The 18,990-nt window shown below is 59.2% G+C and carries 17 protein-coding genes; 8 read left to right on the top strand and 9 right to left on the bottom strand.

The features are described from left to right. Nucleotides 1-36: 36 nt before the first annotated feature. Entirely contained in the window at nt 37-1,800 is a 1,764-nt protein-coding gene (locus HYG82_RS34260; protein WP_179261643.1) for a Cdc6/Cdc18 family protein, read from the bottom strand. A gap of 1,557 nt (nt 1,801-3,357) precedes the next feature. Here HYG82_RS34260 and HYG82_RS34255 point away from each other — a divergent pair. From HYG82_RS34255 to HYG82_RS34240, 5 genes are all read left to right on the top strand, one after another. Next, nucleotides 3,358-3,996: an Era-like GTP-binding protein gene (locus HYG82_RS34255; protein WP_179261641.1), complete on the top strand. Its 639-nt coding sequence runs from the start codon at nt 3,358-3,360 to the stop codon at nt 3,994-3,996. A 5-nt stretch (nt 3,997-4,001) separates the two neighbouring features. Beyond that, on the top strand, nt 4,002-4,403 hold the full coding sequence (locus tag HYG82_RS34250) for a DUF2073 domain-containing protein (RefSeq protein ID WP_179261639.1): 402 nt from the start codon (nt 4,002-4,004) through the stop codon (nt 4,401-4,403). Continuing rightward, a complete protein-coding gene (locus tag HYG82_RS34245) occupies nt 4,403-5,473 on the top strand; it encodes an OapC/ArvC family zinc-ribbon domain-containing protein (protein ID WP_179261637.1) in 1,071 nt (356 codons plus the stop codon). Before HYG82_RS34250 ends, HYG82_RS34245 begins: the two co-directional genes overlap by 1 nt. Nucleotides 5,474-5,818: 345 nt before the next feature. Beyond that, the gene (locus HYG82_RS44650) at nt 5,819-5,908 is read left to right on the top strand and encodes a hypothetical protein (RefSeq protein ID WP_425495350.1); all 90 of its coding nucleotides are present in this window, start codon (nt 5,819-5,821) and stop codon (nt 5,906-5,908) included. Further along, nucleotides 5,908-6,696 (top strand): DUF7089 family protein, encoded by a 789-nt coding sequence (locus HYG82_RS34240; RefSeq protein ID WP_179261635.1) that lies wholly within the window; start codon nt 5,908-5,910, stop codon nt 6,694-6,696. The genes HYG82_RS44650 and HYG82_RS34240 overlap by 1 nt, the downstream gene beginning before the upstream one ends. A 44-nt stretch (nt 6,697-6,740) precedes the next feature. Here the strand turns inward: HYG82_RS34240 and HYG82_RS34235 are convergent, their stop codons facing one another. Continuing rightward, nucleotides 6,741-7,319: a DUF7090 family protein gene (locus tag HYG82_RS34235; protein ID WP_179261633.1), complete on the bottom strand. Its 579-nt coding sequence runs from the start codon at nt 7,317-7,319 to the stop codon at nt 6,741-6,743. A 454-nt stretch (nt 7,320-7,773) separates the two neighbouring features. Here HYG82_RS34235 and HYG82_RS34230 point away from each other — a divergent pair, with 454 nt between their 5' ends. Continuing rightward, nucleotides 7,774-8,454: a class I SAM-dependent methyltransferase gene (locus tag HYG82_RS34230; RefSeq protein WP_179261631.1), complete on the top strand. Its 681-nt coding sequence runs from the start codon at nt 7,774-7,776 to the stop codon at nt 8,452-8,454. A gap of 320 nt (nt 8,455-8,774) precedes the next feature. On the opposite strand, the gene HYG82_RS34225 is transcribed toward HYG82_RS34230, so the two are convergent. The 3 genes from HYG82_RS34225 to HYG82_RS34215 all read right to left on the bottom strand — a co-directional run bounded on the left by HYG82_RS34225 (nt 8,775) and on the right by HYG82_RS34215 (nt 10,807). After that, complete coding sequence (locus HYG82_RS34225; RefSeq protein ID WP_179261629.1) at nt 8,775-9,353, bottom strand: DUF1684 domain-containing protein; 579 nt, start codon at nt 9,351-9,353, stop codon at nt 8,775-8,777. Between the two features lie 279 nt (nt 9,354-9,632). After that, on the bottom strand, nt 9,633-10,013 hold the full coding sequence (locus HYG82_RS34220) for a hypothetical protein (RefSeq protein WP_235217694.1): 381 nt from the start codon (nt 10,011-10,013) through the stop codon (nt 9,633-9,635). Then, the gene (locus HYG82_RS34215; RefSeq protein WP_179261627.1) at nt 10,010-10,807 is read right to left on the bottom strand and encodes a PKD domain-containing protein; all 798 of its coding nucleotides are present in this window, start codon (nt 10,805-10,807) and stop codon (nt 10,010-10,012) included. The genes HYG82_RS34220 and HYG82_RS34215 overlap by 4 nt, the downstream gene beginning before the upstream one ends. 116 nt (nt 10,808-10,923) lie before the next feature. On the opposite strand from HYG82_RS34215, the gene HYG82_RS34210 reads away from it, so the two are divergent. Then, nucleotides 10,924-13,347, top strand: coding sequence for an ATP-dependent DNA helicase (locus HYG82_RS34210; RefSeq protein WP_179264513.1), 2,424 nt, complete (start codon nt 10,924-10,926; stop codon nt 13,345-13,347). A gap of 125 nt (nt 13,348-13,472) precedes the next feature. Then, nucleotides 13,473-15,350: an SLC13 family permease gene (locus HYG82_RS34205; protein ID WP_179264511.1), complete on the top strand. Its 1,878-nt coding sequence runs from the start codon at nt 13,473-13,475 to the stop codon at nt 15,348-15,350. Between the two features lie 16 nt (nt 15,351-15,366). Here HYG82_RS34205 and HYG82_RS34200 read toward each other — a convergent pair whose 3' ends face one another. The 4 genes from HYG82_RS34200 to HYG82_RS34185 all read right to left on the bottom strand — a co-directional run bounded on the left by HYG82_RS34200 (nt 15,367) and on the right by HYG82_RS34185 (nt 18,988). Beyond that, entirely contained in the window at nt 15,367-15,579 is a 213-nt protein-coding gene (locus HYG82_RS34200) for a hypothetical protein (protein WP_179261625.1), read from the bottom strand. Between the two features lie 77 nt (nt 15,580-15,656). After that, a complete protein-coding gene (locus tag HYG82_RS34195; protein WP_179261623.1) occupies nt 15,657-15,968 on the bottom strand; it encodes a carboxypeptidase regulatory-like domain-containing protein in 312 nt (103 codons plus the stop codon). Between the two features lie 72 nt (nt 15,969-16,040). Next, nucleotides 16,041-17,078, bottom strand: a complete 1,038-nt coding sequence (locus HYG82_RS34190) for an ABC transporter ATP-binding protein (protein WP_179261621.1) — start codon at nt 17,076-17,078, stop codon at nt 16,041-16,043. Next, nucleotides 17,075-18,988 (bottom strand): ABC transporter permease, encoded by a 1,914-nt coding sequence (locus HYG82_RS34185; RefSeq protein ID WP_179261619.1) that lies wholly within the window; start codon nt 18,986-18,988, stop codon nt 17,075-17,077. Before HYG82_RS34185 ends, HYG82_RS34190 begins: the two co-directional genes overlap by 4 nt. Nucleotides 18,989-18,990 lie beyond the last annotated feature (2 nt).

The raw sequence follows: 18,990 nt of genomic DNA, 5'->3' as shown, positions 1-18,990 counted from the left end.
TGTCTAGCAGCCAGGAACCGGAACAGCGTTACCGTCTCAGTTTTCGAACCGTGCCTGGACGAACGGCTGTATGTCGTCGATATCGCTCAAGCGAGAGTCGCTCAACAGCACGGCCTCCGTTTCTTCGAGTGGAACGGAGAGGCTGATCTCCTTGGTACGTCCGTAGCGTCCCTTCGAGACGACGATCGCGTTGACGATACCGAGCATATCGAGTTCGCTGATCAGGTCGGTGACGCGCCGCTGCGTGAGGACGTCCGCATCGATCTCCTCGCAGAGGCGCTTGTAGATGTTGAACACCTCGCCTGTATTGATGCTGTGGACACCGTTTTTCTCGAGCGAGATAATCGCAAAGAGGACGAGTTTACTTTGCGTCGGCAGCGTGCGGACGACCTCGACGACGCGATCGAGTTCGATCTTGTCCTGGGCCTGTCTGACGTGTTCCTCGACGATCGTCTCGGCCTGGGATCGTTCGGCCAACTCACCGGCTGTCCGAAGCAGATCCAGCGCGCGCCGGGCATCACCGTGTTCTTGCGCCGCGAAGGCAGCACACAGCGGGATGACGTCCTCGGAGAGTGCACCCTTCTTGAACGCGACCTCCGATCGTTGCTCGAGAATGTCGCGCAACTGGTTCGCGTCGTACGGCGGGAAGACGATTTCCTCCTCACCCAGCGAGGATTTGACCCGTGGATCGAGAAAGTCGGTGAACTTCAGATCGTTGCTGATCCCTATGATCGATACACGCGAATTCTCGAGTTCGGAATTCATCCGCGAGAGGTTATAGAGCGTGTCGTCGCCGCTTTTTTCGACGAGTTTATCGATCTCGTCGAGCATGATGACGACGACGCGTTCGTCGTAATCGACGGCATCGAAAAAGACGCTGTAAACACGGTCCGTCGGCCATCCGGTCATGGGAACGTCTTCGAACGAGTCCCTGTCGTCTTCGAGTTCCGTGATTCGATCTTTTACCTCGTCGCTCGTGGCAAACGGTGTCGACTCGAGAGGATGATTCGCCGAAAGGCGTTCGGACCCACGGTGGTTGTCATCCCCGTCGATTCGGTCGACTTCGTCCCCGGGTACTGGCGATGCGTATTCCTCATTCGACCCCTCCGTTTCAGGTGGAGAATCGACCGACTCAGGACTGATACCGTCTCCAGTCGAACTACTAGTATGCAGTTCGGACTCGCTGCCGGGGTCGACGTCGAATGGATCCGACGACGTCTGGAGGCCTGCTTCTCCACCGGCATCAGTACTCTGAGTACTCTGACTATCAGAAGACTCGTAGGCATCGACGGCTTCGAGCAGAGACTCGAGCTCGTCGACCCTATCGGCGATCCGCCTTTTGTTCTTTTCGATAAATTTGTTTGCCAGCTGTGCGAGAACGCGATATTGCGTATCGGTAACCTCGCAGTTGATATACTCGACGTCACAGGGGACGCTGTACTTTTGAGAGGTACTCTCGAGTTCTTTACTAACGAATTTAGCACTTGCAGTCTTTCCAGTGCCTGTTTTCCCGTAAATTAGAATATTTGACGGGGTTTCGCCACGGAGTGCAGCGACGAGAATCGTAGCCATCTTATTGATTTGATCGCTTCGATGAGGAAGCTCGTGTGGCGTATAAGACGGGCGAAGAACTTCCTTGTTCTCGAAAATCGGTTCCCCGCTGAGCAGGTCGTCGAACAACCCTTGGTTTGACTCCCCCTCGTCATCGATATCAGCGTTCTCGAAATTCGACGAAAACCTGTTCGTTCCGTCTATCTCGACCTCGTCTGATCTCGCGATTTCTGAATCGTCGTCTGACATTCGTCGTATGCGAACCCCTTTGTTTCGAGTGGAGCACGAACCAGCGGTTAGGTATTATACAGTGTGATGGCCTCCTGCAGAGGATCCACTGCTTCAGTTATCCGATTCGGGTCCAGTTGATGCAAACGAAAGAGAGGAAAAGCATGATAATAAATTCTTCCCTTCCTTTTTGCTCGTGGTGCTATTTCATCAGAGTCTATCCAACAGTATAATTATACTAGCCAGGGTGAGATGAGGGGATACATCAAGAATAGAATGGTGTGAGGAGTTTGTCAGATCCTGGCAAATGATTATTTGCGTGTATTGTATTCTTGAGATCGCATGTGTGCTATTTCGGAATTGGTATCACGTTCAGGAACGTGATTACCGTAAGATACGTGATGTCGAAGATGGGTGAGTTCCCCTGCATTTGACATCCTCAGCCTGTTGGAATTCGCCCCCCCACATTGGAGTTCGAGACTTCCTCCGGGGGACAACACGAAGGTGTCCTCGAAGACCGAAAGCGTGTGAGACTCGGTCGTCGTTCGTCCGTTTCTGCGTTAGATCTGTTTGACCCCCAACGAGGTAGCGCGTGCTTGAGTATTTCTGCTCGCACTACTACGGACTGTGCCCTGACCCAACTCGAACGCGTTCACTGACCCAACTCGATCGAACTCGACTGGCAAGTGGACCGATGACGATATATTTCGGGTCGGTCACCTTCTCGACCCCCCCACCCCTTCGTTTCAACTGGAACAGTCCGAAGGAGGGGTAAGGAACGCGAACCTCTGAACAGTGGGGTTTTATGTATTTGGGGGGAAAACTCGGTCCGTAGTATTAGGAATAGCTAGTTTTTACTAGACTGGTTGTTCTTATTCATAACGACTTCTTGACTGCTTCTCCCTTGCTCTGTAGAGTCCTCCGCCTCTATATAGCTGAAGGGTTCGATAACTCATACGTGCTGAATCGACCGAATATGGGTCGTATATCGTCCGTATACAAATCCGAGTCGAAGTTCGTTCTTGCCCTCGTACCAGAGACGATTGCTCGCCCCTTATCTCAGGTGCAGAGTTTCCACTTGAAACGAAGGGGTGGGGGGTCAATACGGCTCTCCCTCTTCCACCGTGTCCGTTCTCCCTCACGTGATCAGTGTGCTGTCAACAGAAGATATCACATGTTCAGCGCGCTGCATGGCCAGCGTACTGTCAACAGAAAATCTGTAGAGTGAGCAAAATCGGCGGAAAGACATCAGACACACAACGATCCTTTCATTCCAATACCTGTCTTTCTGTCTTTGATCGCTCGATAGACTGTTTGCACTAGAGATCTGCTGCTATCGATCTTCGTATCTACTGCATTCGATAGTCGGATAGTGTCGACCCGGCAACTATTTTCGGCACCAATCCGTCGGTCATCTAAGCTATTACTCGCAGCTCTCCACTTGTCCTAATAAAAAAGAAAAACGACGCCAAGCGATAACTCTCCGATGTCGGACTATCAACTCGTCTGACGTAGGCTTAAGTGAGTCCAGTCTGTAGTCAGCGCAGATGCACCCCGCGGTGCTGGAGGCCCCCACAGATGGGACTGTTCACAGAACTCAAAGATAGTATCTCTCGGGTTACGGATCGCCTGTTTTCCGAACAGGAGCCAAAACGAATCGGTATCTACGGCCCACCCAACGCCGGGAAAACGACGCTCGCGAACCGTATCGCACGCGACTGGACCGGCGATGCGATCGGTACTGAGAGTCACGTCCCTCACGAAACGCGACGCGCGCGGCGGAAAGAAAACGTCGAGATTGAACGAAATGGCAAGACGGTGACCATCGATATCGTCGACACGCCCGGCGTGACGACGAAAGTCGATTACGAGGAATTCACCGACGAGATGGACGAAGAAGACGCCATACGGCGCTCGCGTGAAGCGACGGAAGGCGTTGCCGAGGCGATGCACTGGCTTCGAGAAGATGTAGACGGCGTTATCTATGTCTTGGATAGTGCGGAAGATCCGATCACGCAAGTCAATACGATGCTGATCGGCATCATCGAATCCCGCGATCTCCCGGTTCTAATCTTCGCGAACAAAACCGATCTCGAGGAATCGAGTGTCAAGCGTATCGAAGACGCGTTTCCCCAACATACTACCGTTCCCCTTTCCGCAAAGGAAGGCAACAACATGGACGAAGTGTACGGCAAGATCGCGGAGTACTTCGGGTGATTACGATGCCGAAAGCTACAAACGCGGACGATTCGGAGCCATCCGACGGCGTACAGATCGACCTGATCAGCGGCGAGCGAATGGACGGGATGGCGACGATGGAGAAGATCAGGATGATCTTGGACGGCGTTCACGACGGTAACATCGTCATTCTCGAGGAGGGACTGACTCCCGACGAAGAGAGCCGGCTCATCGAGGTGACGATGGCCGAGATAAGTCCCGACGAGTTCAACGGGATTGAGATAGAGACGTATCCGAAATCCGAAACCCGTGATTCGTCGTTGCTCGGTCGCATCATGGGCAACGATCAGACGGAAACGAAACTGACAGTGATCGGCCCAGCCAATCAGATCGAGACGCTTCACAAGGACGAAACGCTCATCAGCGCGCTCGTTTCCCGTAACTAATGCCACATCAGTGTACGAACTGCGGCCGGACGTTCGCCGACGGCTCCAAGGAGATGCTGTCGGGCTGTCCTGACTGCGGCGGCAACAAATTCCAGTTTGCGCCGACTGCCGCGGCCGCAACTGAATCGTTCGACGAGGGTGGTGATTCGGGTTCGGTCACGACTTCTGGGAAGGGGGACACCGCCGTCGACTCGGCGGGATCGACCGATGCTGCCGGTTCTCCAGAGCGATCCGCGTCGTCTGCGTCGAACAGCGTCACTGCGCGAGCCGCGGAGACAGTTCGGGAGTGGGTATCAGCGGACTCGTCTGAAAGCCCGGCTGAAGATCCGGTGGCACCCGCTGAGAATTCTTCTCGGAATGGAGCGGACTCTGACGAACAACACTATTCCGGGCCAACAACGGCATCCTCTCAGCCGAATGGCTCCTGGCCGACTCGCGGAAAAGCAGAGGACAGCGAAGAGAAATCAACGAGAACTGGGGAGTTCCCGGAGTGGCCCGAAACGGCGCGGCGGCCTGAGGACCGATCCGGATCTTCGATCGATATTTCGGACGACGATCATGAAGAACAGGCCGATCCGGTCGCCGATCAGTCGAACCCATCTCCGGACGCCTCCAACCCCTCTCTTGAAGACGACGAGAATTCGGCACAGGCCAACGCCCGTAGCGAAGTGGTCCCGTCGGACGACATCCCAACCAACTCGGAGGCTACCGATCGAAATCGCTTGGAGCGTACTACCGATACCAGAGGCTCAGTCGAAATGTCGGGTGACACAGAAACGTCTGATGTAGATGGTAACGATCTGCCTCCCGAGGGTGGTAACGACGGCCAGCCTCCCGAACACGGACGGGTCGTGAGCGAACCGAGCGGCGATCGCCCTTCGATCGAAGATCTTCGCGCGGAACTCAACGAACAGTTCGAGAGCATCAAAATCGTTCGACCAGGACAGTACGAACTCAACCTTATGGAACTCTACAACCGCGACGAGTACATCATCTCCCTCCAGGAAGACGGTCGGTACGTTATCGATGTCCCGGACTCGTGGCGTGAAGGTGACGACGGAGACGTGTGATCGTCACGATCACAACTGACCGAACCAAGAGGGTTTTTACTATTCCTCATTGCCACCGAACCGTTTCTACTGCACCGTTCCCCTTCGCCACCGGGTCGTTTCTCCTCTAACTTTTCTACTGACTTTCGGCTTGCAGGCTGTGTTATCCGTATCCGTTCCACACGAAATAATGGGGTTCGAATCTCTTTCGGGTGCGGAATCGATGCTTTCGCCTCGAATGAGACATTGATACGAGTGCCTGTGACCGGCCGAGGCTCACACAACGTGGTAAGCCGAGAGTGAGAATCACCGTCGGGCCGAGGTCAGACAGATGGATTTAAGCGATACGGAGACGACGCCATGCACATGAGCACTGCAACCAAGGTCGTTCTCGCTACGGTCGCTGTATCGGCGCTGCTGTCGATCCTGCTCGTCTTCCAAACCGCGCTCTCCTGATGTTCGAGACCCGTCCGATCCCGGACCGGGTCGAGGCCGTTCGGGAGTCACACGCCCCCGATACCCTCGTCTTCGACTGCAAACGCGACTTCGAAACGCTACCACCGGCTCAGGCCGAAGATCTCGGTCTACTCGTTGACGCACTCGAGCCCGCGAGCTATCCTGCAACATGGCTTCCTGACGACGCACCGACCGTGCTCGAGCACTACGTGAGTTCGGATTTCACCATCGGGATGCCCGGCGACGGCAGTATCGTCTGGACGCGTCAGACCGAACCACCAATCGTTATCGTTAAACCCCGAATCGAAGGCTCGCCCGATTCGTTCGTCGATTTCCTGCTCGCCGAAGCGTTCGTTCAGTTAGGACTCGAGGAATCCGAACAGTTCATCGGCTTCTTCGAGGAGTCCTACCGCGACCTCGACGCGGCAGTTGCTCTCGATCCGAACGCCACCTACCAGGTCGCGGCGGCACTGTACGATGGCTGGGTCGGCCTCCAGACACGGGACGAATTCGCAACCTGGCCCGGCGACCATCCCGAACTCGCCGACGCCTGGCAGGACGCCGGGAACCGTCTCGAGGATCGGGTAGCTGGGCTGCCTCGAGCCGTCGCGCGCGGTGATACGTCGTTCGCTGACGCGACTGAACTCGCATGTGCCGCGATCAAGCACGCAATCGAACTACCGCCCCCCTTTGCTGCCCTCGATACGGATGCATATCGAGACCACGGTCCCGAGTACGCGATTCGCTGGGCCGAGAAGACGTTCGACGTATTCGCTGATGAGTCGTAATCGACGTGGTAGCAGGTATCGATCCGCTCGCTGACTGACTTGCGCTAAAAGTCGGCGTCGACGCTGCCGTCTTCGTCGAGATCGATTATGCCGTCGAACAGTGCGCGAAACTCATCGACGGTCGCCGTATCATGCGGTTCTTCTGAGAGGTGAAAGAGGCCGACCGCATCGTGCTCGGCGAGTCGTTCGAGGATCCGTTCGACCGCTTCGAGGGCTCGTTCCTCCCCGGCATAGTAGGCGAGTTCGGTGACGGAGTCGAAACTAATGCGGAGTTTTCCATCGTGCTCGTCGAGGAAGCTGTCGATGTGTGCGACGATCCCATCGATGTCATCAGGTGCGGCAACGTAGTGGACGGTGTCGCTCGACCGGCGCGAGTAGCCGCGTTCGATGCTCAGCGTGTCAAGAATTTCGGCCCGTTTTTCATCGACGTCGTAGTACTCGAGTTTCTGCCGGACTTCTCGAGCGGTGGTTCGTGTCGAAACGACGAGGAAGTTGTCAGTGTCGGTTTTCAGGAAGTCTGTGTCGATTCGATCCGTTTCACCGGTGCTCGGATGAAGAAGCAACACACCAGTCCCACCTGGTACCGTTTCCGGTGTCCCGTCAATTTCAAGCGTATAATCCATAGTAGCGTGAACAACTTTCGGCATTCCCTTAAGAGTGCGGATGTAGTTCTCGCTGTATACCTGATTCCGGAAATCGGAGGAAGGGTCTGAAATAGTTCGAGGGTGGGACAGAGAGACTCACCGAGTATCGAGACGAAATCCAGATGCCCACGGATTTCGTTCGGTGACGACCCTTCACCATCACTATTTTAGGCAAACCTAAAAAACTACCGCTAACTATCAGCACAGTGGAAACGGGTGACAGAGTCGCATTGGCGACACTTTCGATGGACAAGGGTGACGCTATAGCCGTGATCAGTGTCGTTATCGTCGGATATCTGAGACGCGACCGTCGCCGATCAGCCGCATGCGACAGAATCACCACCCGAATAGAAGCGGCCGAACACCGGCGGACGGGTTCGACCAGAGAGTTCTATGCGAACGGGTTTATTTCTGGACAACCCATCGACTGGACATGAGCGTTCGCGAAGAGTTCGACGACTGGGCAACGAGTGGTCGGGATCGAGGGATGGAGGAACGCCACTGGAACACCGCGAAACAGGCATTGATGCGGATGCCCGTTGAGCCCGACGATACGATCCTCGACCTCGGCTGCGGGAGCGGCTATGCAGGGCGAGCACTCCGTGCCACCAGAGAGGCTGGTCGAGTGTACGGCCTCGACGGGTCCACTGAAATGGCTCGAAACGCGACAGGCTATACGGACGACGAGAACGTGGGCTACGTCGTCGGTGATTTTGACTCGCTGCCGATAGCCGACGACTCAATCGACCACTGTTGGTCGATGGAAGCGTTCTATTACGCTACCGATCCAGTCGAAACGCTCCGCGAACTCACCCGCGTCCTCCGACCCGGTGGAACGTTCTACTGTGCCGTTAACTACTACGAGGAAAACGTCCACTCTCACGAATGGGATCAGTTCATCTCGGTAGAAATGACTCGCTGGAGTCGTCGACAGTACCGGGATGCGTTCCGTGATGCAGGCTTTCACGTCGCAGAACAGGACAATATCCCTGACCGCGAAGTTACGATACCAGACGAGGCTGACTTCCCGCTCGAGGAGTGGGACACCCGCGAGGAGATGGTCGAGCGATACCGTGAGTTCGGAACGTTGCTCACCGTCGGTGTAGTTCCCTGATCTCTCGACACCGATTTCACGACAGCTTTCTACACGGTATCGCCGTCGAATACCAGCCATCCCGAACCCCCTTCGTTTCCACTCGAGAAACACCGCATCGTACGGTTAGCCCTCCATCCCTTGCGGATACCGTGTAACGGGCTCGGAAGTTCCAGTTGAAATACTCCTGTCTGTACACTGGGGACATTTTCCTGATACTCCCTTCTCTTACTCCCTTCTCTTACTCGCGACGACCAACGGCCGTACTAATTAGAGGAGAAATGAGCATATTCCTTGGACTGAGTATGATACATGCGGTGGAGAAGGCGAAGATTACGCACTCACTTCTCGTGCCGTTCGCCGGCCGGAATCGCGACCTCGAGCCAGTTTTCCTCCGGTGGGAGCGGGCAGTCGAAGGTATTGCTGTAGGCACAGAACGGGGAATACGCGAGATTAAAGTCGACAACGATTTCGTCGCCGTCTTCGAGCGCTTTCTCCGACTCGAGTTCCATGTATCGACCGCCTTGATAGCTCTGCTGGCCGGTGGTCTTGTCACGGAACGGGACGAACAGCGGTTGTTCGTTCGGACTCTCCTGTCGGTAGGCTCCGAGTTCGAACGTTCCGTCTTCCAGGTCGCCGTCCGCCCGCGATAGATCGAACTCGAGGGTCGCGGTCCGGCGGTAGCGCATCTCACGACCCGCGGTGGTATCCATCAGAACGACATCTGGGTCGTCGGAAACCCTCGCGATCGCAGTCACGCGATAGGTCGGGTTCGGCTCGAAGTAGTCGAGGCCGTCGAACGAGTCGCGTTCTTCGGGCGGGATCGGCGACTGCGGATGATCGGCGAAAAAATCGTCTTTCTCGGCGCGTTTCGACTCGAGATCGTCGCGCCAGCGGTCGACGTCGAACGAATCGTTCATATCGATCGTTATCGCCGGTGACGGGAAGAGGTTGTGTTTCCCCGGGACAGTGGTATTCGAAGCCACCCAGTGAAACGGTATTATCCGAACCCACCCAGTGAAACGGTGTTATTCGAAGCCATCCAGTGAATCGGTATTATCCGAACCCACCCAGTGAAACGGTATTATCCGAACCCACCCAGTGAAACGGTATTATCCGAACCCACCCAGTGAAACGGTATTATCCGAACCCGCCCAGTGAAACGGTGTTATTCGAAGCCGTCCAGAAAATTGGCGAGATCAATTTCTACACTTCCGCGCTGTGGCGTACGCGCTGAAACAGAGCGCGAGGAGGGTCCCGACCGCACTGAATCCGGGCGTGCCGTCGACGGAACTGCTTGAAGTTACCGACACCGAGATCGGTTTGATCGCTTTCTGCTGGACGTTCGACTTGTTTCCGTAGTAGTACGCTGATTGTGCACTGATCTGGTACTCGCCGGGTTCGTTGAACCGCATTCTGACACGAAGCGATTTCTGTTCACCGCCGGAGACGGTGACGAAGTTCGTCGAACTCCGACTTTCGACGCTGTCGCCTTCGACACCGGCGATCGAGACGCCAGTCGAGGGCAGATCGAGCTGCAAGCGGGCATCGACGGGTCGGTCTGGGATGTTGTTAGTCACGCTGAACGTGACGACGGCCGTTTCGCCAGCCTCGATCGTTTCGAGGTTCGACGTGAGTTCGAACGACGCTCCGGATCGACCGAGACTACGCGTGACGTCTTATTGACGATGCCTTCCTCGGTTACTACCGTCACCTGTACCGTGTGATCACCAGATTTCCAGAACGTATGTTCGACGGATCTACCCGTGTAATCCGTATTACCGTCTCCGTCGACGTCCCATTCGTACGTGTCGATCGGGTCGTCGGAACGAGCCTCGAACTGAACAGGCGTTCCCGCGATAGGCTCCGTGGGTTGGACTGCGATATCTACCGACGGTTTCGGATAGACGGAGACTGTCCCCGTCGTTTCGACCCGGTGTCCCGAGTCGTCGACGACGATCAGCGTCACCTCTTGTTGGCCGAGTACAGAGAACGATCGTGTCACCGACTCGCCGTGTTTTATCTCGCCGTTCTCGAACCGCCAGATGTATTTCGTGATCGTCCCGTCTCGATCGATCGAATCGCTGGCATCGAACGTCACAGGCTGATTCCGGCCTATGGATTCAGTCGACGCAGTAAGTGAGGGCTCTGGCGGCAGACTCACCGGAATTGTCGCCGTAGCCGTCGAACTAACACCTCCGTTGTCGGACACCTGCAGCTGGACAGTATAGCTCCCATCGGAGCTAAACGAGAGAGTTGTCGTCTCTCCGCTCGATGCGTCCTCGTACTCGCCGTAGTATCCGTCACCGTCGGTATCCCACTCGTAGGACGTAATCGATCCGTCGAGTCGGCTCGCGACGACACCGTTGCCCACTCCTCTCCCGTTATCCTTTCATCTCTGTTCGATCTCGAGGGCCGCAGGTTTACGGACGATGCCGGCCCAACGTGGTCCGTCAACCCTATGACTGACCGACGATGAGTACGGGCAGCATGACGAACTGGCGGACGGTGTTCGGCCACGAGAGCCCCTACGATCCGCAAGTCGACGGCATCGAGACTGCCATCGACACCGCACGAGAGGGCGGCTACACCGTCATCGAGGGGGCCTGTGGCACTGGAAAGACGATGATCGCGCTCACAGCGGGAATCGAGCTCGTGCGCGATCCGGAGACCGACTACGAGCGCGTCCTCGTTCTCACGAGCGTCAAACAACAATTGCGTCAGTTCGAGGCCGACCTCGAGACGATCAACGCGAACTTGCCCTCCGACTGGGACCCGGTTTCGGGACTCACGCTCGTCGGCAAAGCCGACGTTTGTCCGTACAACCGCGAGCGAAAAGCTGGATTCGACGACGGAACCGTCTACGACCGCTGTGAGTCCCTTCGAGAGCGAACTCGGGATCTCACCGGCGAAGGCGGTGAGACGACGGCACAAAACCTGACCGCCCGCGCTCGAAGCCAGCAGATCGGGCTGGCCGACAGCGGAGCCCGATCGACTGGCGCCTTCCTCGAAACCGCGGGCGAACCGACACCCTATCCAACCGAATTGCCCGAGTACGGCGAGGGCGGTCCCGTCGGTGCCGAAACCGAGTACTGCCCGTTTTACGCGCAATATCTCGAGGATTTGCCGGACGGGGGAAGCGACGGAGACGTCGCCGAAGCGGTTCCATACGACTTCACCGCCGCCGGTATGGTCACGCCTGAGGATTTAGTCGCCCGTTCGGCCAGCCACGGAACCTGTCCACACTCCGTGATGGGGGCCGCCCTCGGCCACGTCGAGGTCGTCATCGGAAATTACTATCACGCCTTCGATCCGCGAACGGTCGGTTCCTTTACGGGCGCCTTAGTAGACGACTCGACGTTCGTCGTCTGCGACGAAGCACACATGCTGGAGCCCCGGGTTCGCGACCTCGTCAGTGAGGGCATCGCGGACTCGACGTTACGTGATGCCGAAACGGAACTCTCCCGGGTAATCCAGCCGATCAAATTCGAGCGTGAGGGTCGGCAGGTTCAGGGCGGGTCCAAGACCGCCGACGCGGACCTCGTCCGTGCGGAACTCAACGACAGCGACGTCTCCTACGAGGAACTCAATCGGACACTCGAGTTCGTTCGGGATCTCCGTGCCGAACTGGACCGTCGAGTGACTGACTTTCTCGACCGGAAACACAGGGGATGGCAGTCGAATCTGAACGACCTCACCGACGAAGAGATACCGCTTCGCGATCCTGCAGAGCCCGCCGAAGACGAACTCACCGAGTGGGCCAGAGAAGCCGGGTACGGCGATGCAGACTGGGTCCGCGCTGAGGCCGTCGGAGCGGTCGTCGCGCGGATTCTGAACGAGGCCGAAGACGAAGATCGTACTCGCGCCGTACCTGCCGTCGGCCGCATCCTGGGCGAATGGTACCGCCAGGGTCACACCGATTACTTCCGCGAGATCGAACTCGAGCGCACGTGGGACGAGACCGAACCGACGGACTCGTGGCGGCGGGCCTACAACGCCAGGCTCGGTCTCCACAACTGCGTTCCGAGCGACGCCATCGGCTCCCGACTCGCCTCCTTCGGCGGTGGTATTTTGATGAGCGCGACGCTCGAGCCGATGGACGCCTTCACCGAGGTGACGGGACTTCAGTACCTCGAGCGCGCTAAGGATCGACCAGTCACCGAGCGTCGGTACGGCCTTCACTTCCCTGCCGAAAACCGAGAGAGCTTCGCGGTCGCCGCGCCGAAGTTCACGTACGACAATCGCGGCAGTCCTGACGAGGCGAGTAAAAGACACCCTGGCTCGGGTGACGCGAGCGAACAACGCCAGCGGAATCCGACCAGAACCCATTACGCGGACGCCGTCCAGAAAGTCGCTCGACTCCCCGGGAACGTCCTCGTCGGAATGCCGAGCTATGCCGAAGCCAAGTGGATTGGGAACGTCCTCGAACAACGAGTCGACAAGCCCGTCTTGCTCGACGCCGCAAGCGACGACGAGACGACTCAGTTGCTCAAAGACGAGTTCTTCTCAGGTGACGGGAAGGTTCTCGTCACCAGCCTGCGTGGGACGCTGACCGAGGGCGTCGACTACAGCGGCGACCGACTCGCCGCGGCGGTCGTCTGTGGCGTCCCGATCGTCAACACCTCGAGTCCCCGAACGAAAGCCGTCCGCCGGGCCTACGACGACGAATTCGGCGACGGGTTTACGTACGCACTGACGATCCCCGCGGTTCGGAAGGCTCGGCAAGCTATCGGACGCGTCATCCGAAGCCCCGAGGACGTCGGCGTTCGCGTCCTGCTCGACGAACGCTACGCCCGAGACAGCTGGGACTCCGTTCGTCCGTATCTGCCGGACGACGGCGAATTTCAGACGGTGAGCCCCGATATGCTTGACGTCGGTCTCGAGCGGTTCCGGTCACGGCTCTCGTCACAATAGAACCGAGTATTTCAAGCGTGACCGTCACGGAATTCGGACTGTCAACTGTGTCCGGATTTTTCCCGCTCGATATCGGTGCGATTCCGCTGGCCAGTAAATCCGGTTCGCTCGCGGTAACTCCCGAGATGCTGGTCGTTTTCGCCATCATCCTCGTCGCGCTTGTCCTCTTCGTGACCGAACTCCTGCCGATCGACGTGACCGCTATCCTCGTGATGGTGCTTTTGATGGTGCTCGGAGTTGACGGCGTAGTGAACTTCACCGAAATTTCGACGGCGGAAGGCACGTCGGGCTTTTCGAACTCCGCCACGATCACCGTGTTGGCGATGCTCATTCTCAGTTCGGGGATCAGCCAGACTGGCGTCGTTCAGATACTCGGGCGCAAGATGTCCGCGTTCGCGGGAAACGATCTCGATAAGCAACTGCTTGCAACGATCGGCGTCAGCGGTCCGATATCGGGATTTATCAACAACACGCCCGTCGTTGCCATCCTCGTTCCCGTCGTTTCCGACATCGCACATCAGGGGAAGACCTCGCCTTCGAAGCTCCTGATACCGCTCTCGTACGCATCGATGTTCGGCGGCATGCTTACGCTCATCGGCACGTCGACGAACATCCTCGCGAGCGACGTTTCCGCCCGCCTGATCGACCACCCCTTCTCCATGTTCGAGTTCACGAAACTCGGCATCGTCGTCCTCGTCGTCGGCAGCCTCTATCTCCTCACCGTCGGCCATCGACTGCTTCCGGAACGGGTCCCCGTCGACGAGGACTACGTCCAGGAGTACGCGATCGAGGAGTACCTGACCGAAGTCGTCGTCGACGCCAACTCGCCGCTCGTCGACACCACCGTCGACGACGCCATCGACTACGTCGAGTTCGACGCCGACATCCTGCAGGTCGTCCGCGACGGCGAGGAATTCATCGAGCCGATCGGCCAGAAGACGATCCGGGCTGGCGATCTGCTGCGATTGCGCGCCGGTCGTGCCACCGTCCAGCAACTCGTCGACCGCGAGACCGTCACCCTCGCGGGGAATCCACAAACCGCGGCGGACATAGAGCCAGACGAAGTATCCGATCGGACCCTCGTCGAAATCGTCGTCCCGCGAGGCTCGTTTCTCGTCGGCGAATCGCTCGAGAGTTCGACGTTCCGCCAGCGCTACGATGCGACTGTACTGGCATTCCGGAGCCGTGGCGAGACGGTCCGGAGTAACATGGACGAGCGTCGAATCCGCGTCGGCGACACGCTGCTGATCCAGGCAGCGCCGGATAGCATCGACCGCCTCTCGAAGAACGACGATTTCATCGTCGCACACGAACCCGAGGAGCCGGATTACCGGACCGAAAAGATACCCCACGCGGCGGCCATCATGGTCGGCGTCGTCGGCTTTGTCGCCGTGCCGTGGGGAGTAGTCGGCGCCGCCCTCGCGGGTCTGACGAGTATCGGTGCATTCGAGGGCCTGTCTGCGTTATCGCTCCCAATTCTCGTGACGGCCCTCGCAGGTGTCGTCGCGATGGTAGCCACGGGGGTTCTCAGGCCGACCGAGATTTACGACGCTGTCGAATGGGACGTGATCTTCCTGCTGGCCGGGATTATCCCGCTGGGGATGGCATTAGAGCAGACCGGTGGCGCTGACCTACTGGGCAGCCTCGTCGCAGCGACGGGAGCCTATCTGCCGGTGCTCGGCGTTCTGTGGGTGTTCTATCTCGCGACGGGGCTCATCACGGGCGTCATCTCGAACAACGCGAGCGTCGTGTTGATGCTCCCGGTAGCCGTGGAGACGGCTAGACAGATCGGTGCCGACCCCTTCGCGTTCGTACTGGCGGTCACGTTCGCGGCCTCGACCGCGTTTCTCACGCCGGTCGGCTACCAGACAAACCTGTTCGTTTACGGCCCCGGTGGCTACAAATTCTTGGACTTCGTCCGGGTCGGCGCGCCACTGCAGTTGCTGCTGTCGGTCGTTACCGTCCTGGGAATCGCATTCTTCTGGGGGCTGTCGCCGGCGTAGTTTCGGGTACCAGCGGTTATCCGTCCGCCTCGTTGGTTTTCTCGGAGTCCCCGTCCGCCTCGTTGGTTTTCTCGGAGTCCCCGTCCGCCGAGTCAGCCTGGTCCGCTTCGTCCTCGAGGGATGGTTCAGTTTCGTCGCTCCGCTCGAGTTCCTCCTCGAGTTCCCGCTTGCGCTGGCGCGTATCGGCGTCGTCGGCCTGTTTGTTTCGACCGTCCTTCGTATCTGCCATAGAGCACCACACAGCCGCGAGCGGCATAACGCTGTGCCCGGTTGGTTCCAACTGGCGACGACTTCGTCTGCCAATCGCTATCGGTAGCCGACCCGTCCGAGGGGCCGAAGCGCAGCCCGGTTCGGAACGACGCGTATGAGTGCCGACGCTGGCTCGTACTCGACGCGATCGCTCGCAGATTTCGCAGCGACGAGTTTCCAGAATCCAGGTGAGTCGAACCGCAATTTGCACAGACCACGTTCATCCGTTCGCACCGATTTGATTCCGGTCGTGACGAGGGCCCCCTCGACGGGCCGTCGGCGAGTATCACGAACGCGGATGGTTATCGGGGCCCCGACGGCGACTTCTCTCCGTTCGACGGCAATCCGGAGCCGACGGGTGACGTGCATGTCTAGTGTGACCACGGGAATACGGAAAAGCGATCACTTGCTCATTCCAGTTCGTCCGAGCGGGCCGACGACTCACTGCGGGGCGACGACGTGGACGTCCTCGGGCGAGAAGCCGACGGCCAGTTCATCGCCGTCGGGGACGTCCTCGAGTCGTAACGTAATCGCGCGTCCGTTCCACCGACCGTGAACGCGGACGGTCTCGCCGAGAAATTCAGTCGTCTCGACCGCCACGCAGATACGGTTGCAGTCGGCGGTTCGCGAGAGCGCACCCGGTCGCACGCAGACGGTCGCGCGCTCGCTTCCGTCGGGGAGTGCGGGTATATCGAACGCCTCGCAGTCGACGACCACTCGAGCGCCATCCCGATCGTTCGAGCGCACCGTCGCGTCGAAGACGTTGTTGTCACCGACGAACTCGGCGACGAACCGCGTCGACGGCGTTCGATAGATAGCCTCTGGCTGACCGACCTGTTCGACGCGGCCGTCGCGCATCACTGCGAGGCGATCCGAAACCGCCAGCGCCTCGGCCTGATCGTGGGTAACGTAGACGGTCGTAATGTCGAGTTCGGACTGGATCCGCGCGATCTGCCGGCGTAACGACTCCCGTAGCTGCGCGTCGAGCGCGCTCATCGGCTCGTCGAGCAAGAGCAGATCGGGTGCCGGTGCGAGCGCCCGAGCCAGCGCGACCCGCTGTTGCTGACCGCCGGATAACTGGTCGGGACTGCGCTCGCCCATTCCCTCGAGGTCGACCAGCGCGAGTAACTCCGCGATCCGTTCGTCGACCGTCGTTCCGTCGGGCGGGTCCCGAAACCGTAATCCGTAGCTGACGTTTTCGGCGACGCTCATGTGGGGAAACAGCGCGTAACTCTGGAAGACGACGCCGACGTTTCGGTTCTCGGGCGCGACGCCGGCCATCTCCCGGCCATCGAAGCGAACGCTCCCGGCAGAGGGCTCCTCGAATCCGGCGATCGTTCGGAGGGTAGTCGTCTTCCCGCAACCGGAGGGGCCGACGAGTGTGAAGAATTCCCCGTCGCGGACCGTGAGGTCGACGGACTCGAGCGCGACGGTTTCGTCGTAGGCTTTGGAAACGCCCTCGAGTCGAAGCGTCGTCATCGCTCGAACCTCCCGCCGACGCGATCGACGACGACGAAGCTCGCAGCGGTCACGAATAGCAGGACCGCTCCCATGGCGATCGCGGGACCGGAGCGGCGACCGAGATAGCGCTCGACGGCGACGGGCATCGTGTACGTGTCACCGCCGCCCGTCAATATCACCGTCGAAGAGAATTCGCCGATCGAGATGGCGAACGCGAAGGCCGCGCCGGCGACGATGCCGCTGGCTACCAGCGGCAGCTCCACGTCGACGAGCGCACGATATCTGGAGGCCCCCAGGGCGCGAGCGGATTCGACCAACGCCGGGTCGAGATTCGACAGGAGCGGCGAGACGTTTCGCGTCACGAAGGGATAGGCCGCGACGGCGTGAGCGGCGACGATCGCGACCGCACCCGTTACCTGGAATCGCCAGCCGCCGGGCAGTGGAATTCCGAAGACCAGCCCCTGCAGGAGACCGATGCCGAAGACGACCCCGCTGACCGCCAGTGGAACCATCGCCAGCGTATCGACGATCTTCCCACCGCGGCCGGCACGGACCGTCACTGTCGAGACGACCACGCCCATCGGGAGGGCGACGACGAGCGTCGCGACGCCGAAGAGAAGCGAGTTTCGTATCGCGACCACCGGCAGCGTCTGATACGATTCGCCCTCGAACTGGCGCTCGAGCAGGAACGCAAAGTGTCGCAGCGTGAGACCACTGCCGTCCGTCAGGCTGCCGACGACGAGACTTCCCATCGGTCCGGCGAAGACGACCAATGCGACGAGTCCGTAGCCGATGATCGCCAGCCGCCGGGGTGACAGCGCCGTCTGAAGATCCGGAAAGAGCGGCTGGCGTGACGGGGCGGACGTCGCTCGAGCCAGTCCCGTTTGTGCGGACTCGTATCGAAGGTACGCGTAGGTCAAACCCAGCGAGAGGAGGGTTTCGAGAGCCGCGAGTGTGGCAGCCTCGCCGTAGGCCAGTTGGCGGACGCGGTCGTAGATCCAGACTTCGACGGTCGCGAGCTGTAAGCCGCCCAGTGCGAGGACGATGGGGAACGTCATGAACGTAAAGATGAAGGTAAGCAACGCGCCGGTCAGAACCGCCGGAAGGAGCTGGGGCACGACGACGTCGCGGAACGCGCGGCGAGGGCTCGCACCGAGGCTGCGAGCGGTCTCGACCGTCCGAACGTCGACTGACTCCCAGGCTGCGACGGTGATGCGCGCCACGAGCGGCGCGTTGTAGAACGCGTGAGCGACGATCACGATTGCGAGCGGATTCGCCTCGATGAACGAATACGGACCGAATCCGACGATTCCGAGCAGCTCGTTGAGCGTTCCCGCCCGCCCGAACATCGCGTAGAAACCGACGGCGACCATGATTCCCGGAAGCACGAACGGGAGGATCGTCAGCGATCGCAGCGTCTTTCGCCCCCGGAACTCGTAGTTCGCGAGGACGTACGCGGCGGGCAGTCCGAGCAGGACGCTCGCGACGGTCGAGAGAGCCGCCTGATAGGCGGTGAACCCGAACAATCCCGTTCGAACGTCGGGTGCGACGACTCGCAGCCACGGCACCGGGACGTCGAGCCCGGGGATCGGCGTTTCGACCGAAATCGAGACCGAAACGGCCGCGAGCCAGCCGACGACATCCACGACGTGTTCTCGAACCGCCAGCGGCTCGGCGAACAGGTCTGCAAGGACGCCGACGTAGAACGGATCGGTAAGAACGTCGGCGAACTGAGAGAGCGTGAGCCGCCCTTCATCGAGGATGGCGTGTGCAAAGACGACGCCGACCGGGAGGTAGAGCATGACCGCGAGGACGGCCGCCGTAGCAAGCGCTGTCAGCCAAAGTGCGTGGTGCTCGAGACGGTCGCGAGCGGCCGTGGCCCCCGCTCGAACTCGGGACCATCGCTCGAACGCTCTCGATCGGGCCATCG

Source organism: Natrinema halophilum (assembly GCF_013402815.2).
Lineage (GTDB): Archaea > Halobacteriota > Halobacteria > Halobacteriales > Natrialbaceae > Natrinema > Natrinema halophilum.
Note: the sequence above shows the minus strand (reverse complement) of the source record. Positions and strands in the feature narration are given on the sequence as shown.

Excerpts from the sequence above, each read along its gene's own strand:
- HYG82_RS34260 (WP_179261643.1), bottom strand. The coding sequence starts at position 1,800 with ATGTCAGACGACGATTCAGAAATCGCGAGATCAGACGAGGTCGAGATA.
- HYG82_RS34255 (WP_179261641.1), top strand. The coding sequence starts at position 3,358 with ATGGGACTGTTCACAGAACTCAAAGATAGTATCTCTCGGGTTACGGAT.
- HYG82_RS34250 (WP_179261639.1), top strand. The coding sequence starts at position 4,002 with ATGCCGAAAGCTACAAACGCGGACGATTCGGAGCCATCCGACGGCGTA.
- HYG82_RS34245 (WP_179261637.1), top strand. The coding sequence starts at position 4,403 with ATGCCACATCAGTGTACGAACTGCGGCCGGACGTTCGCCGACGGCTCC.
- HYG82_RS44650 (WP_425495350.1), top strand. The coding sequence starts at position 5,819 with ATGAGCACTGCAACCAAGGTCGTTCTCGCTACGGTCGCTGTATCGGCG.
- HYG82_RS34240 (WP_179261635.1), top strand. The coding sequence starts at position 5,908 with ATGTTCGAGACCCGTCCGATCCCGGACCGGGTCGAGGCCGTTCGGGAG.
- HYG82_RS34235 (WP_179261633.1), bottom strand. The coding sequence starts at position 7,319 with ATGGATTATACGCTTGAAATTGACGGGACACCGGAAACGGTACCAGGT.
- HYG82_RS34230 (WP_179261631.1), top strand. The coding sequence starts at position 7,774 with ATGAGCGTTCGCGAAGAGTTCGACGACTGGGCAACGAGTGGTCGGGAT.
- HYG82_RS34225 (WP_179261629.1), bottom strand. The coding sequence starts at position 9,353 with ATGAACGATTCGTTCGACGTCGACCGCTGGCGCGACGATCTCGAGTCG.
- HYG82_RS34210 (WP_179264513.1), top strand. The coding sequence starts at position 10,924 with ATGACGAACTGGCGGACGGTGTTCGGCCACGAGAGCCCCTACGATCCG.
- HYG82_RS34205 (WP_179264511.1), top strand. The coding sequence starts at position 13,473 with ATGCTGGTCGTTTTCGCCATCATCCTCGTCGCGCTTGTCCTCTTCGTG.
- HYG82_RS34200 (WP_179261625.1), bottom strand. The coding sequence starts at position 15,579 with ATGGCAGATACGAAGGACGGTCGAAACAAACAGGCCGACGACGCCGAT.
- HYG82_RS34195 (WP_179261623.1), bottom strand. The coding sequence starts at position 15,968 with ATGCACGTCACCCGTCGGCTCCGGATTGCCGTCGAACGGAGAGAAGTC.
- HYG82_RS34190 (WP_179261621.1), bottom strand. The coding sequence starts at position 17,078 with ATGACGACGCTTCGACTCGAGGGCGTTTCCAAAGCCTACGACGAAACC.
- HYG82_RS34185 (WP_179261619.1), bottom strand. The coding sequence starts at position 18,988 with ATGGCCCGATCGAGAGCGTTCGAGCGATGGTCCCGAGTTCGAGCGGGG.